This window comes from Ignavibacteria bacterium (genome assembly GCA_015709655.1).
GTDB lineage: Bacteria > Bacteroidota > Ignavibacteria > Kapaibacteriales > Kapaibacteriaceae > OLB6.
On record CP054181.1, the window covers coordinates 1,742,548 to 1,758,123 of the forward strand.

Annotated in this window: 12 protein-coding genes; 10 read left to right on the plus strand and 2 right to left on the minus strand. The window is 49.7% G+C overall.

All coding sequences use genetic code 11. From position 1 onward, the window contains the following. The first annotated feature begins 40 nt into the window (after positions 1-40). Positions 41-1,588, plus strand: coding sequence for a Do family serine endopeptidase (locus HRU79_06950; GenBank protein ID QOJ26403.1), 1,548 nt, complete (start codon positions 41-43; stop codon positions 1,586-1,588). Then, the gene (locus HRU79_06955; protein ID QOJ26404.1) at positions 1,588-2,298 is read left to right on the plus strand and encodes a hypothetical protein; all 711 of its coding nucleotides are present in this window, start codon (positions 1,588-1,590) and stop codon (positions 2,296-2,298) included. Before HRU79_06950 ends, HRU79_06955 begins: the two co-directional genes overlap by 1 nt. A 33-nt stretch (positions 2,299-2,331) precedes the next feature. Here the strand turns inward: HRU79_06955 and HRU79_06960 are convergent, their stop codons facing one another. Together HRU79_06960 and HRU79_06965 are read right to left on the minus strand one after the other, a co-directional pair. Further along, positions 2,332-4,212 (minus strand): KUP/HAK/KT family potassium transporter, encoded by a 1,881-nt coding sequence (locus HRU79_06960; GenBank protein QOJ26405.1) that lies wholly within the window; start codon positions 4,210-4,212, stop codon positions 2,332-2,334. A gap of 7 nt (positions 4,213-4,219) precedes the next feature. Then, the gene (locus HRU79_06965) at positions 4,220-5,377 is read right to left on the minus strand and encodes an acyl-CoA dehydrogenase family protein (protein ID QOJ27288.1); all 1,158 of its coding nucleotides are present in this window, start codon (positions 5,375-5,377) and stop codon (positions 4,220-4,222) included. 228 nt (positions 5,378-5,605) lie between these two features. On the opposite strand from HRU79_06965, the gene HRU79_06970 reads away from it, so the two are divergent. The 8 genes from HRU79_06970 to pnp all read left to right on the plus strand — a co-directional run bounded on the left by HRU79_06970 (position 5,606) and on the right by pnp (position 15,573). Further along, entirely contained in the window at positions 5,606-6,082 is a 477-nt protein-coding gene (locus tag HRU79_06970) for a hypothetical protein (protein QOJ26406.1), read from the plus strand. A 106-nt stretch (positions 6,083-6,188) separates the two neighbouring features. Continuing rightward, a complete protein-coding gene (gene nusA / locus HRU79_06975) occupies positions 6,189-7,664 on the plus strand; it encodes a transcription termination factor NusA (protein ID QOJ26407.1) in 1,476 nt (491 codons plus the stop codon). Between the two features lie 12 nt (positions 7,665-7,676). After that, the gene (infB, locus tag HRU79_06980; GenBank protein QOJ26408.1) at positions 7,677-10,766 is read left to right on the plus strand and encodes a translation initiation factor IF-2; all 3,090 of its coding nucleotides are present in this window, start codon (positions 7,677-7,679) and stop codon (positions 10,764-10,766) included. 16 nt (positions 10,767-10,782) lie between these two features. Then, entirely contained in the window at positions 10,783-11,148 is a 366-nt protein-coding gene (gene rbfA / locus HRU79_06985; GenBank protein ID QOJ26409.1) for a 30S ribosome-binding factor RbfA, read from the plus strand. Beyond that, entirely contained in the window at positions 11,129-11,899 is a 771-nt protein-coding gene (gene truB, locus HRU79_06990; protein QOJ26410.1) for a tRNA pseudouridine(55) synthase TruB, read from the plus strand. The genes rbfA and truB overlap by 20 nt, the downstream gene beginning before the upstream one ends. Continuing rightward, entirely contained in the window at positions 11,896-12,855 is a 960-nt protein-coding gene (locus HRU79_06995) for a bifunctional riboflavin kinase/FAD synthetase (protein QOJ26411.1), read from the plus strand. The genes truB and HRU79_06995 overlap by 4 nt, the downstream gene beginning before the upstream one ends. After that, positions 12,849-13,118, plus strand: coding sequence for a 30S ribosomal protein S15 (rpsO, locus tag HRU79_07000; GenBank protein ID QOJ27289.1), 270 nt, complete (start codon positions 12,849-12,851; stop codon positions 13,116-13,118). Before HRU79_06995 ends, rpsO begins: the two co-directional genes overlap by 7 nt. A gap of 37 nt (positions 13,119-13,155) precedes the next feature. Beyond that, the gene (pnp, locus tag HRU79_07005; GenBank protein QOJ26412.1) at positions 13,156-15,573 is read left to right on the plus strand and encodes a polyribonucleotide nucleotidyltransferase; all 2,418 of its coding nucleotides are present in this window, start codon (positions 13,156-13,158) and stop codon (positions 15,571-15,573) included. The last annotated feature ends 3 nt before the right edge of the window (positions 15,574-15,576 follow it).

Here is a 15,576-nt window from a genome sequence, read left to right on the forward strand (position 1 = left end):
GATACCTGCACCATGTCTACTCACATTTAAAGCACATGTTATGAGTCACAAACGCACGTTACTTACCGCCGTTACCCTGATTGGGATAGGCGTTGTTTTTGGCGTTGTTTTAATGTCCACCTTTGGAACCAATGCTCTTCAGAAAGCATTTGCCGCTGATGCGAATCTTGGAGCAGTCCAGCCACCGGTTACCATGCCACCGTTGGTTCAGGCACTTGACAATCAGTTTAGTGCAGTTGCCGAAGCCGTTAAAGGATCTGTGGTGTACATTAATGTAAAGGGAAAACCTGCAAAAAGCAGTCAGCGACTTCCTCAGGAATTTTTCCGGTTTTTTGGACCCGACTTCGAGGAGCAGGATCCCGGGTACGCACCCGAAGGTGCAGGCTCTGGAGTGTTTGTTACTGCCGATGGATATATCGTTACGAATAATCACGTTGTAGAGAATGCAAAAGAGGATGGTATCACAGTAACCACAACCGACCAAAAAGAGCATAAGGCTACACTGATAGGCAGAGACCCTCTGACTGACCTTGCTGTTATTAAAATCGACGGGAATTTTACGCCGGCACATTTTGCCGATATAAACAACCTTCGCGTTGGACAATGGGTAATGGCTGTTGGAAGTCCGCTTGGCCTGCGCTCTACAATAACCGCCGGCATCGTGTCGGCACTTGGCCGTGGCATCGGAATCGTGGGTACCAACCAGCGGACGTTTGAACGTAACCGGTATGCCGTTGAGAACTTTATTCAGACCGACGCAGCGATTAATCCCGGTAACAGCGGCGGCGGGTTGTTTGATCTGAACGGCTCACTGGTAGGCATCAACACGGCTATCGCTAGCCAGAGCGGAGTAAATGCAGGCTATGGGTTTGCTATACCGATCGATATGGTTAAAAGTGTTGTTCTGGACTTAATGGATGATGGAAAAATTGAAAGGGGCTATATCGGAATTGAAATCACAACGGTTGATGAGACTGTTGCAAAAGCTACCGGACTTGATAAGGTTCAGGGAGTAAGCGTCCACAAGGTGGTTAAAGGCGGGGCTGCTGCCCAGGCCGGCATCGAAGTTGGAGATGTTATCCTTGAAGTTGACGGGAAGGCCGTTAACACCTCAAATGACTTACAAAATCAAATTGTTCTGCGCCGTGCCGGTGACAAGGTAAATCTTTCAGTATGGAGGAATGGCAAAAAGATTACGAAAGCCGTGGTGCTAAAGGCTCTGGATGAAAACAATAATTTCACGGATGCCTCTACAGGCAGTTCTAACAATGAGTCGTCAAGAGAGCCAATTACCTTTAAATCACTTGGCTTTACTGCATCGGCTCTTACCGCACGGCAGAAAGAAGACTACGGAGTTGATGGTGGCGTAATAATTACCAATGTTGATCCGCGTGGCATGGTTGCACGCAGAGGCCTGACAGCCGATAACGTTATTATTCGTGCCGATGGCAAAACGGTAAAATCACCTTCGGACTTACAGAAAATTCTTTCATCAAAAAGTAAGGGTGACGGTGTACTGCTTGTTCTAAAGGACAAAGAAGGCAGTAAGTTAGCGGTATCAATAGAGATACCCGAAGAAAAAAGTTGATGAAGATTCAGCGGCATTTCATTCTCCTGATACTGATCGGCCTCACGCTACCGGCAATGAGCCAAACGTACGTGGGGCCGTCAGCCTGGTACATTGCCTCTACCAGTGTACCGGCTTCAACCGCCGGCCAGCCAGCTCCCACCCGGTATCTTGTGGGAGCATCTGCATTATGGACACTCTCGCAGCAGACGGCTATCCGCCTTGTTGGGGGGTACCGTTCAGAAGCCGGCTACTTTGCTTCGCACTGGCAGGAGGTTCAGACCGACGGTCTTATTCAGGTAATCGAACCCGGTATGAAAATGCCAAATCAGTTTAGCACCATAACCTCGTCATCGGTTGAACTCATGGCTCTGCTTAACCTGCCAGCCATCAGCTTGGATACCTCCGGGGGCTCGCTGGGGATAAGCGTTGGTTTGCTGTCGGATCTTGTTTTTGCAGCAAATCAGGTGGACGATAATTCACGAATTGAAAATTACAACGGACCGCCCGTTGTTAGCACCGACTACTCACAGCAACTGGGCTTTGGCGCCTACATTGGAACCTACATTGCCCTGCCGATCGTGTCGTACAAGCTGATCTTTGATCTTGGATACTCATTCCGAAGTCCATCTATTCTAACTACGGCACAGGAACCAAAGGTTGAGCAAAACACAGGATGGTTAATTGGGAAGGGGCTAAGGGCTGGCGTTTCTTTTTATGTAAGTCTGTAAAGAAAAGTGCGACGCCACTGCATAAACACAGCATTAAATTTCGATATTACTGCCAACTTCCAGTACGCGCTTAAAAGGAACACCGAAATATTTCACCGGCATACGGGAGTTACGGTGAACAAACATGAAGATGTGTTTTCGCCACCAAGCCATGCCCTTGCGGTTTGTTACCGTAATGGTTTCGTGACCGAACACCAGCGTTGTGTCTGTGATGTCGATAGGAATGTCAAACTCCGGCAGGTAATCTATGTCACCCGCAATATCAAGCTGATCCATAAAGCCGTAGTGTAGCACCACCTGGTAGAAGTTTTTTTGTAACGGCTTTATTTCATACCTACGCTCGCGTGTAATGTGGGACTCAGTTCCTACCGAGACGGTAAGCAGAATAATCACCTCATGCCTGCACCGATTGTACCGTACGTTCGAGACCAGGGCAGGTGGTGCAATATCGCGATAGCCACTTAGATAAATTGCAGTGCCGGGTACCGTTGTGTACGAGTCGATATCATCAATAATCTCCTCCAGTACCGGCGTTCGCTTTTGAATTGCTGCCCGCAGGATTGAGCGACCGCGCTTCCAGGTGACCATCAGGAAGAACACCGAACCGGCAATAATTAACGGGACGTACCCACCATCCGGAATCTTGGTAGCATTGGCAAGGAAGAATGAAATATCAACGCCAAAGAAAATTGCCGTTACAATGAGTGATGTTGTTACACTCCACTTTGCAATATGTCGCATGGCATGCCAGGCAACCAGAGTTGTCAGCACCATGGTTGTACTAACGGCTATACCGTACATGGCAGCAAGTGCACCGGAAGACTGGAACTGAAGGACTAGGTACACCGTGCAGGCAAAAAGGGCCCAGTTTACAAAGGGTATGTAAATCTGCCCTCTTTCGGTATCGGACGTATGAACAGTTGTCAGCCTGGGCAGATAGCCTAACTGCAGAGCCTGCCATGTAAGTGAAAACGCACCGGAGATTACGGCTTGCGATGCGATGCTGGTTGTAGCCGTGGAAAAAATTACCAGCGGAATCACGCCCCAGGAGGGTACAAGATGGAAGAACGGATTGGCAACGGTGGACGCGATGTGTCCTTCGCGCAGTAACAAAGCCCCCTGACCAAAATAATTGAGCAGCAGGCACGGGAAAACCAGCATAAACCAACCCTTCCGAATTGGCTTTGCACCGAAGTGTCCCAGATCGGCATACACAGTCTCGCCACCGGTCATCACAAGGAAAACAGAGCCAAGGACCAATGCGCCTTCAAGGCCGTGGTTGGAAAAAAACTCAATCGCGTACAACGGGTTAACAGCCGCCAGGATGCCGGGCGTTTGCACAATTGAAATTGCACCAATAGTACCAATCACCAGGAACCAGGCAATCATTACCGGACCAAAAATCCGACCAACACCCCTGCTTCCAAACCGTTGAACCGAGAAAAGTCCGAACAGTATTAAAATCGTGGCAATGACTATTGTTGACTGGCTGAGTGACGGGATTGCAACTTTTACGCCTTCTACTGCCGACAAAACGGAAATGGCCGGCGTGATCATCCCGTCACCGTACAACAAAGCTGCACCAAACAAGCCTATGTACGACACCAGGAGCAATATGTATCGATTTTTAACAAAAGGAAGTACCAGCTCCATCAGCGCCATTTGTCCGCCCTCACCGTGGTTATCAAACCGTGAGATCACGCCAATGTATTTGATAGCAACCACGATTGTGAGTGACCAAAAGATCATGGACAGCACGCCGTACACGCCATTTAGACCGGCCGAAAGCGAGTAGTGTGGTGAGAAGCACTCTTTAACAGAGTAGAGCGGGCTTGTTCCGATATCGCCGAAAACCACGCCAAGAGCTGCAATAACTAATGGCCATGATTTCTGTTTGGTAGTAGAGTTTGTCAAACCAGTATTAACCCGAGAATGCGGCAAGTCCTGTTACATCGTGTCCAAGAATCAGCGTATGCATTTCATGTGTTCCCTCGTACGTTTTCACGCTTTCAAGGTTTGCGGCATGCCTCATAATCGGGTACTCATCAAGAATACCATTAGCGCCATGAAGCTCCCGGGCAATTCGAGCGATATTCAGGGCCACCTCACAGTTATTGCGTTTTGCCAGCGAGACTTGCTGCGGACGCATTGTACCCTGATCTTTCAGTTTTCCGAGTTGCACCGCGAGAAGCTGTGCTTTAGTAATTTCAGTTACCATGTAAGCAAGCTTGTCCTGAATCAACTGATATCCGGCAATCGGCTTACCAAATGTAATCCTGCTTTTTGTGTAGTTCAGTGACGACTCATAGCAAGCCGTAGCCGCGCCAATAACTCCCCATGCAATGCCATAGCGGGCTTGAGTAAGACATGACAGAGGTCCGCGCAGACCTTCAACCCCGGGCAGTATATTTTCGGCAGGAATTTCGGCATCCTGGAAAACCAATTCACTTGTGACAGACGCACGTAATGAATGCTTGCCCTTCATTTCGGGAGCCGTGAACCCCTTTGTTCCTTTTTCTACAAGAAAGCCGCGTACCACGCCATCTAATTTGGCCCACACCACGGCTACATCGGCAAGCGTACCATTTGTAATCCACATCTTGGCGCCATTTAATACAAAGCCCCCTTCCGACCTTCGGGCTGTTGTTATCATGCCACCCGGATTCGACCCATAGTCAGGCTCGGTAAGTCCAAAGCAACCAATAGCTTCACCGGTTGCCAATTTTGGAAGCCATCGGGACTTCTGTTCATCGGAGCCGTACGTGAAGATGGGGTACATGACCAGCGAACTTTGTACCGACGCAAAGCTGCGGATGCCGCTGTCGCCGTACTCAAGTTCCTGCATGGCAAGTCCGTAGCAGATATTGTTCAGTGCTGCGCACCCGTATTCTTGCGGGAGTGTGATACCAAACAGCCCAAGCTCACCGATTTTCTCAACCAGGTGCATTGGGAACGACCCCTCGCGCGCATGCCGTTCGATAATGGGCAGAACCTCGGCACGGACGAAATCGCGTACGGTATCGCGAACCAGCTTTTCTTCGTCTGACAGCAATTCGTTGATATTGTAGTAGTCCAGCATGGCACCAGGTAAATAGTTAAAGAAACTGCAAAAATAGGCAGGTTTGCTTACCTGACCGCAGGTTCGGTTTTGCTGAAGAACCATTGTCGTATTGCACAAAACCGGTCCACCTCCGAAACAGTTGGTGTGGAAAACTCGCTATACGACGGTTTTTCAGTATATTTGAACCTGCTTAACCAAGGATGGGCATATAAAGCCCATTTTTTGTTGAAACGGACTGGAGTTCGATTGAACGATACCTTAATAGTGCCGGTGCATATACGCCAGGCAATAGAAGCTGCCTGTAAAGGGGCTGAGGTTTCGCTAATTGATCTCGGGGTTCGGGGTATGCACCGGCAGATGAGGTTAGAGATCAGCATTGACTCTACCGATGGGATAACCCATGAGCATTGCCGTGCTGTTAGCCGTTTACTCGAAGAACGGCTGAAAGAAGACGAATTCTACGATCGCCTGCAGGCGGTTGACGTGTCTTCTCCCGGAGCCGAGACTCCGGTACGATTCCTCTGGCAGCTCAGTAAACATGTAGGCCGTACGGTGCGTATTGTACGCACTGACTCATCTGTGGCAGAGGGAATCTTGCTCAGAGCTGATGACAGCGGCGTGGATGTTAGTGTGCAAACCGGAACGAAGAAGAACGCTGAAAAGAAGGTTGAAAGCATACCTGCCGACAATATTCTTGAAGCCAGGACAGTGCTCACATTGTAAGGGTATTAAACCTATTCTTTTTCTTCCGGGGAAGCTGTAGGAAAAGCTAGCATCAGTGTATCGCAACAGTATGAGTTAAAATTTCAATTCATCTAAAAATACTCCAATGGCAAAGCGTAAAGTCAAACAAAAGGTCGACAATAAAAAGCTCATTATAGATGCTTTTGCCGAGATGGCGCGCGAAAAAAGCATCGACCGCGACTTGCTTCAAGGTATCGTGGAAGAAACGCTCAAAGTAATGGTTCGCAAAAAGTACGGCGAGAATGCAAACTTCGACTGTATCGTAAACATGGATAAGGGTGATATAGAAATCTACCTAATGAAGGAAGTTGTTGAGGTTGTTGAAGATCCCGAAACTCAAATTTCGCAGGAACTGGTGAAGGAGGAAACGGGTGATACTCTGGACATTGGTGATGAGTTTATTCAGGAAATCACGCTTGAAAATATTTCTGACTCCTTCGGACGTCGCCTTGTATCGCAGGCAATTCAAAATCTGAATCAGCGAATTCGGGATGTTGAAAAGGACAATATTTACGAAGAATACAGTAAGCGCGTCGGCGAAGTTATTATTGGTGAAATTTATCAGGTACGCCCGAACAACATTCTGGTAATGCATAATAAGATCGAGATGCGTTTGCCCCGCGAAGAACAGATTCCAACCGAGCGGTTAAAGAAAAACCAGCAAATCAAGGCTATCCTGAAAGAAGTACGGCGCTCCGGTGGTGCAACAGGTCTTCCTGATCTGATCCTTTCGAGAAGTGACGACTCGTTTATGGCTCGCCTATTCGAACAGGAAATTCCGGAGATTTATGATGGCATCATTGAAATCAAGTCTATTGCCCGCGAACCGGGTGAGCGTGCAAAGGTGGCCGTGACCAGCTTTGATGAGAGGGTGGATCCCGTAGGCGCATGCGTGGGAATGAAGGGAATCCGGATTCATGCTATTGTGCGTGAATTAAGCAATGAGAATATCGACATTATTGAGTATACCGACGACACGAGGCTCTATATTGCAAGATCACTATCACCCGCAAAAGTGCGTGATGTTCAGATTGATGCCGAAAACCGGCAGGCTACTGTTGTAGTGCCCGACGATCAGGTATCGCTTGCCATTGGCCGGAACGGCGTAAATGTCCGCCTTGCCTCTAAGCTTACCGGTTACTCGCTATCGCTGGTTAAAGAGGGTGCCGAAGATATAGAGCTTTTTGAATTCCGTGATGAGATTGGAGCCGACCTGTACGATCTTCTGATCCACGAAGGCATTGATACTGCACGCGAATTTCTTGAGGCAGATCCGGTTGTACTGTTGCGGCTGTTGCCCAAGGAACGTATTCTTGAGCTGAGGTCGGTGATTCACGAGGAGTTTGACGAGCGTGAAGACCCACGCTGGCTGCGTATGCTGGATGAAGCAGAAAATCCAGGTTCTGCTGACGAGACCACAACGACTGAAACAGATGATGATATCAGTGAGGCATATGCAGAAGATACCCCGTTAATTGATGATAGCATGGATAATGAAGCTGACGAGGACGGGAATGAAGAACCTGTTCAGGATGATACGGACAACACCACAGAGGAATAATTAAAGGAAACTATGGCCCCCTCAGGCAACAAATTATTTAAAGTAGCAGCACAGATTAATATCAGTAAGGATGCTATTGTTGATTATCTGGTTTCGAAGGGTTTCGAAATTCAGAATAAGCCAACGGCTATCCTTACTGACGAGATGTTTGATCTGGTTGTTGACAAGTTTGCCAAAGAGCTTAAAGTTGCCGAAAAGCAACGTGCCAAGGTACAACGGCAGCAAGCCGTCAGGAAAACCTTGTTAGAAGGGGGCGGAACTGTTTCCATTGATGCCCTTTCCGAAACCGAACAACATCTGCCGCAACCTGCTGCACCGGCGGAAAGCCGTGGTATAGCCGAGCAGACGGACCATGCCGTCCATCATCCCGCTGAAGACACGGTAACGCAGAAGGTTTCGAAATCGCAGACAGAGGCTGATCTACAACCGGAGCCCGGGCCGCAAGCACCGGCCGAGATCGCTGATCCTCAAGAAGGTTACGAAGCAAAGGATAACAACGATACAACACCGGTTGCAGATGTCGAAACCGAAGATCAGTTAGTACCAGCCAAAACGAAAAAAGCCAAAGGGCCTGCTGTTGGTGAGGTAATCGATCTGGATTCGATTGGAAAAGCACCGGCACCGGCAGAACCGGAACCGGCAGCCGAAGCAGTTACCGATGAACAACCCGCACAGCAAACCGGTACCACTTCGGAGACTGCTGCCGTGCCTGAAACTCAGGTATCTGAACCGAAGCAACCGGATGAAGGCACTCCCGAAACACTGAAACAGGATGCTGAAACGGCTGCTCCGGCTGATGCCGCACCGACATCAGAGCCGGATGAAAAGCGTAAGCGTAAGCGTAAGGGTGTTATCGAAGTTGATTACAAGCCGGGTACTGCTCCCAAATTGCGGGGCCTGACCGTGCTTGGCAAGATTGACGTTCAGAAGAAAGAGGAACGCCCAAAACGAACCAAGGAAGAAGCACGAGCGGCCAGAGAGAAAACCGGACCCGGTTCCGGACGCGGCGGGAAAAAGCAGCAGTCCGACGGACAACGTCAGCATACTCCGGGATCACAGCAACGCCAGCGACCACAAAACACGCAGGGCTCCAACTTTGTTATTCAGCCCGCATCGCCACCTGCAGGAAGTTCCAGTAAACCGGGAGGCAGACAGGACGATCGGAAGAAGAAGGGGCGCGGCACCAAGGAGCAATTCAGCGAAGGCGACGTAGCACGCGCAATCCGGCAAACACTGTCGGGCATGGAGGACAGAAGTACGTCCGTTGGAAGATCCCGAATCAAACAAAAGAAACGTGCCGTTCGCGAAGAGCGCGAAGCAATCCGGCAGGAAGAAGCTGCCCGCGAAAGTACAATACTGCAACTTTCAGAATTCGTGACCACCGGCGACCTTGCCAATCTGATGAGGGTTACCGCTGCCGATATCATTATGAAATGTATGGGGCTGGGACTGATGGTGTCTATCAACCAGCGCCTTGATAAAGAAACTATCGAACTTATAGCCTCCGATTATGGTTTTACCGTTGAGTTTCTCGACGACCAGGCCGAGGTTGAAGTTGTTGAAGATGCTGATGCTCCCGAAGATCTTAAACCGCGCTCCCCAATTGTTACCATCATGGGTCACGTAGACCACGGGAAAACTTCGTTGCTGGATTACATCCGGCATGCCAACGTGGTTGCCGGCGAAGCGGGAGGCATTACCCAGCATATCGGCGCCTATCGCGTCAATGTTGCCGGTGGACGTCACATCACGTTTTTAGATACACCGGGCCACGAAGCTTTTACAGCCATGCGTGCCCGTGGCGCACAGGTTACAGACATTGTGGTGCTTGTTGTTGCCGCCGATGATAGTGTGATGCCACAAACTATTGAAGCTATCTCACACGCTCAGGCAGCCAACGTCCCAATGGTCATTGCAATTAACAAAATTGATAAACCCGATGCAAACCCTGAAAAGATTAAACAACAACTTGCCGATCATAATGTGCTTGTAGAAGAGTGGGGTGGCAAATACCAATCTGTTGCATTGTCAGCCCGCAGTGGTCTAAATGTTGATAACCTCCTTGAAAAGATCCTTCTTGAAGCAGACCTGCTGGACCTAAAAGCAAATCCCGATCGGGCGGCACGTGCTACGGTTATCGAAGCCCACGTAGACAAGGGACGCGGTAACGTGGTTACGGTCATTGTTCAAAAAGGGACACTCTCGGTAGGCGACATCTTTGTATGCGGACAGTTTGCAGGGCGCGTTCGTGCCATGACTGATGAACGTGGCAACAAGGTTGATGATGCTACACCCAGTATGCCGGTACAGGTTACAGGCTTTGACGGTCTGCCGAACGCCGGTGATGTGCTCATGGAAATGGAAACAGACTCCGAAGCCCGTGAAGTGGCAAGCCGCCGGCAGCAATTGCGCAGAGAACAGCAGTTCCGTGGCATGAGGCACATGACGTTGGATGATATCTCTGCACAAATTCAGCAAGGCGGCGTTAAAGAGCTGCGTCTGGTTGTAAAGGCTGATGTGAGCGGATCACTTGAAGCACTTTCTGACTCACTGCTTAAGCTAAGTACCCCCGAAGTGAAAGTTCGTATTCTATACCGCAGTGTTGGTGCAGTAACGGAGAGCGATGTGATGCTGGCAGCCGCATCGGATGCCGTTATCGTAGGCTTCCAGGTTACGGTGTCGGGCAGTATTCGAAAACTTGCAGAAGCCGAAAACGTTGATGTTCGGTTGTACTCTATTATCTACGACTGCATTAACGAAATTCAACTTGCACTCGAAGGCCTGCTTACACCCGATATCAAGGAAGAAATTACCGCAACAGTCGAGGTACGCCAGCTGTTCAAGATTTCAAAGCTTGGTACCATTGCCGGATGCTATGTACAAAACGGTACTATAAACAGAAATGACAGGGTACGGGTATTGCGTGACGGTTTTGAAATCTTTAAAGGTACCCTTGCCTCGTTACGACGCGTGAAAGAAGACGTACGCGAAGTAGTTACCGGTTATGAATGCGGTATCAATATCCAGGGATTCAACGATCTTACCGAAGGCGATATTATTGAAGCCTATAAGACTGTTGAGATTAAGCGAAAACTGACGTGAGTAACCATTAACCACCATGTCGATTCGCACACAAAGAGTAGCAGCGGAAATTCAAAAGGCTCTGTCGGGCCCGCTGCAGGATATTGCCCACGAGATACATGCCGGATTCATTACCGTAACTGAAATCCGGATGAGTCCTGACCTCCAGCTTGCACGCGTCTTTCTTAGCGTGTATGGCGGAACTGCGAGTGCCGGCGAAGCTGTTGACTTTATTGAACGTGAAGAAGCCGGACGTTTGCGGCATCATCTGGCGCGAACGGTTCGACTGCGCTATGTACCGCAGTTGAAATTTTATATCGATGACTCGCTGGATCGTGCAATACGAATTCACGCAATCCTGGATAGTGTTAAGCCAAAAAACGATGATAACAGCGAACACTGAGTGGCCGGTTTTGTGCGCGCAGCTGTGCGCACATCAGGATGCCTTTGCGGAATGGGCTTCCCGTGCCCGGACCGATGGTGCCGTTGCTTATCTTGATAAGCCGGAGGGCTGGACGAGTTTTGATTGTGTTGCCCGACTTCGGTCAACACTAAAGCAACGTCGTGTAGGCCATGCAGGTACCCTGGATCCGCTGGCTACAGGTGTACTGGTGATTTGCCTGGGCAAAGCCACAAAGGCAGTCCGACAGTACCAGGAAACAACAAAAACCTATACGGTAGTTGGAAAGCTTGGTGCCACCACCCCTACCGATGACCGGGGGAGTGCCGAAGAAGTGAATCCCCAGGCCACCATACGAATGCAGGAAATATCTGCCCCGGAGATTGCAGATGCTCTGCAGGAATTTGTCGGCGAGCAGGTGCAAATCCCGCCAACCTACTCGGCAATTAAACATTCGGGAAAGCCGCAATACACTCTTGCTCGCAACGGTAGGGAATTCGTGGTACGTCCGCGGATAATCAGTATTTATAGCATTACTGATGTAACGGTATCGCTTCCCTTTGTTAGCCTTACCATGGAATGTAGTTCCGGTACCTACGTTCGATCGGTCATCCGTGACCTTGGAGCAAAACTGGGTGTAGGTGGCTATGTATGGCAGCTGCGCCGTACGCGTGTTGGTGAGGTTTATGAGAGACAGACAATTACAATGCAAACCTATAACACCCTGGTAACGACGTCGGAGGTGTACTCATGAACGTTGTAACGCTTGGTACGGATATGCTGCCATTTAACAGTAATAGCGCTGTAACCGTTGGTACATTCGACGGAGTACACCTGGGGCATCAAAGCATCATTAGCCGAATGCATCGCTGGGCAGCCGATAAGAATGGCCGACTCGTTGTAGTTACCTTCGAGCCGCATCCGCAAATCGTGTTGCAGAAGCCTGGTAAAGCCCCGGTTCAGCTTCTGACTACACTGTCGGAGAGACTCCGCTTGCTTGAACAGTACCAAGTACACACCGTTATCGTAATACCGTTTAGCATCCAGTTTGCAGCTACACCACCAATGGAGTTTGTTCAAAATGTTTTGGTGAACGGTATTGGGGTTAGCCGCATGTTTGTTGGACACGACCACATGTTCGGCAAGGACAGACAGGGAAACGAGGAACTTCTGGAAAAACTTGGTGCTGAGCTGAATTTTGACGTAGAACCAGTGCCGGCTTTCGAGTTAGACGGGGTGGTAGTTAGCAGTACGAAAATTCGAAATGCTCTGGCCCAGGGTAATGTTACTGAAGCTGAGATTTGGCTTGGCCGACCCTATTCGCTTTCGGGTACAGTAGTTCATGGCGATGGCCGTGGAAGTGGTATCGGATTCCCGACCGCGAATATTCAGGTTAACCACTCAAACAAGTTAGTGCCGAATAGTGGGGTTTATGCTGTAACTGCACAGGTGGACTCCATGCAATTCAAGGCAGTGGCAAACCTGGGGTTCCGCCCTACGTTTGGCGATAACGGACATCATGCAATTGAAGTCCATCTTCTGGACATCACCGAGAATCTGTATGACAGGGAAATCACGATTCAGTTTTTACAAAGGCTGCGGCCTGAAGTGAAATTTGATTCGGTTAACAGCCTGGTTGCACAAATTCAAACAGATATTAAACAGACACAAACCTATTTTCAAACTCACAATGTAAGGATATCATTATGATCACAAAGGAGCGTAAAGCCGAGATCGTGAAGCAATTCGGCAGCGGTCCAAACGATACCGGTAAGCCGGAAGTGCAAATCGCTTTACTCACCGAGCATATTGCCGACCTGTCGAAGCACTGCGAGGCAAATAAAAAAGATCACCACAGCAGACGTGGCCTGATTATGCTTGTAAGTAAACGTAAAACATTGCTTGCATACCTGGCGGGACGCGACATTACCCGCTACCGTTCGCTGATAGCTACACTTGGCTTGCGTAAGTAATGCCGGATACTATTAACATTTATGAATCGAGATAACTATGCATACGGTCAAACGGACCATAAACGGTAAAGAACTGTCATTAGAAACAGGCCGCTTTGCCAAGCTTGCATCGGGTTCGGTGATGGTACGGTATGCCGATACCATGGTACTGGTTACAGCAGTTGCTTCTGCTGATGCCAAGCCCGATATTGATTTCCTGCCACTTACCTGCGAATACAGAGAAAAGCACGCTTCGTCAGGTAAAATTCCCGGCGGATTCTTTCGCCGTGAAGGCAGACCCACCAACAAAGAAATCCTGTCATCGCGACTCATTGATCGCCCGTGCCGACCGATGTTCCCAAAGGGATGGCGTAACGACACACAGGTGATTGCGACAGTATATTCATTTGACATGCAGAATGAACCTGATGTGCTGGCTATGCTTGGTGCATCGGCGGCACTTATGACAAGTGATATACCCTTTAATGGTCCGATAGCCGGTGTCCGCGTTGGCCGTACCAACGGAGAATTTATCGTGAACCCTACCATTGACCAGCTTAAGGAAAGTGATCTGGAAATCATGGTGGCGGGTACCGAGAATTCCATCGTCATGGTTGAAGGCGCCAGCAGTGAAATTTCGGAAGATGATTTTGTTGCTGCAATGGAGTTTGCTCACGGCTGGATTAAAGAGTTGGTTGCTATGCAGCGCGAGCTGATGGCCTTGGTACAACCTGTTAAACGCGATGTACCGAATGCCGAGCCCCCTGCAGAACTTGTAACGGCTATCGAAGGGGCAATAACAGCGAAAATCGCAAGTCAGATTCGGAATAGCTCCACCAAGGAAGAACGCTCAGCTTTCCGGTCAGAGATTAAAACTCTTGCGCAAGAGGCCGTTGCCGCTGTTGTTGCGGCAAACGAAGAAGCATACCAGGGAATCAACACCGACAAGGTACTCTCGGCCATCGTTAAAAGTATCGAAGCACGCGAAATGCGTGAGATGATTTTGTCGGAAGGCAAGCGGCTGGATGGCAGAGGAACTACCAACATACGCCCGATTACATGTGAGTTGGGTATCCTGCCACGTCCGCACGGCAGTGCGTTGTTCACGCGCGGTGAAACACAGTCGCTAACCACTGTTACCTTGGGGACAAAGACAGATAATCAACTTATTGATGGTTTGCTGCCTACGTACGAACGCAGATACATGCTGCACTATAACTTTCCACCGTTTTCAACGGGTGAAACCGGGCGGTTTGGTTTTACCAGCCGGCGCGAAACGGGGCATGGCGATCTTGCAGAGCGTGCATTAGAACCATTTATCCCATCGGAAGAAGATTTCCCCTACACTATCCGTGTTGTCAGCGATATTCTTGAAAGTAATGGCTCCAGTTCAATGGCCACAGTCTGCGCCGGAAGTCTTGCACTTTTTCATGCTGGTGTTCCAATGAAAAAAGCAGTTGCCGGTATTGCTATGGGATTGATTATGGAAGGCGAACGCGTTGCTGTTCTTAGCGATATTCTTGGCGATGAAGACTTCCTTGGAGATATGGACTTCAAGGTGACAGGTACCACAGAGGGTATTACGGCCTGCCAGATGGATATTAAAATCGAGGGGCTGAGTGTTGAAATCATGCGTACGGCACTTGAACAAGCCCGCATTGGTCGTTTGCATATCCTGGGTATTATGAACTCTACCATTGCAACTCCAAATCCTGAGCTTTCGGAGTATGCACCAAAGCTTACAACCATTACGGTTCCGGTTGAAATGATTGGTGCAGTTATCGGCTCGGGAGGCGAAACAATTCGTGGTATTGTTAAGGAAACCGGTGCCGAGATTAATATTGATGATGATGGTACGGTTACCATTGCAGCCGTAAATCAGGCAAGTGCCGATGCTGCAATTGCCCGGATCCGAGAGATCACACGCCCAATTGAGGAAGGTGAAATTTATACCGGTACCGTGAAAGAAATTCGTGAAGGCCTGGGAGCTTTTATTGAGATTGCTCCAAAGAAACAGGGACTGTTGCATATCTCGCAACTCGACCATCATCGCGTAGAAACGGTTGCAGAGATTCTTAAAGTAGGCGATGTCCTTGATGTTAAGCTTATCGAGGTCCAACCCGGCGGGAAACTTCGGTTGTCTCGGAAAGCACTGATTCCACTTCCGGAAGGAATGGAAGCGCGTCTGGATGAACGGAGAGGACCCCGCACCGGTGGTGGTGGACGCGACCGCGACCGTGACCGCGGACGCGGAGGCCGACCCGACCGGGAACGCGGACGAGGGCGCGATGACAGACGGCCGTACGAGGGCCGCGGAAGCAGAGGAGATCACCGGGGCAGTGATTCCGGTGACGGACACGGCAGACGCCATCCACGGCACGACAACGACCATGGCGCTGACCACGGCGGACGCCAAAATGAGTCCGGCAACAGGCCTGATGATGCAGGCTCCGACGACTCCTACTTCGTTGGATAAGAG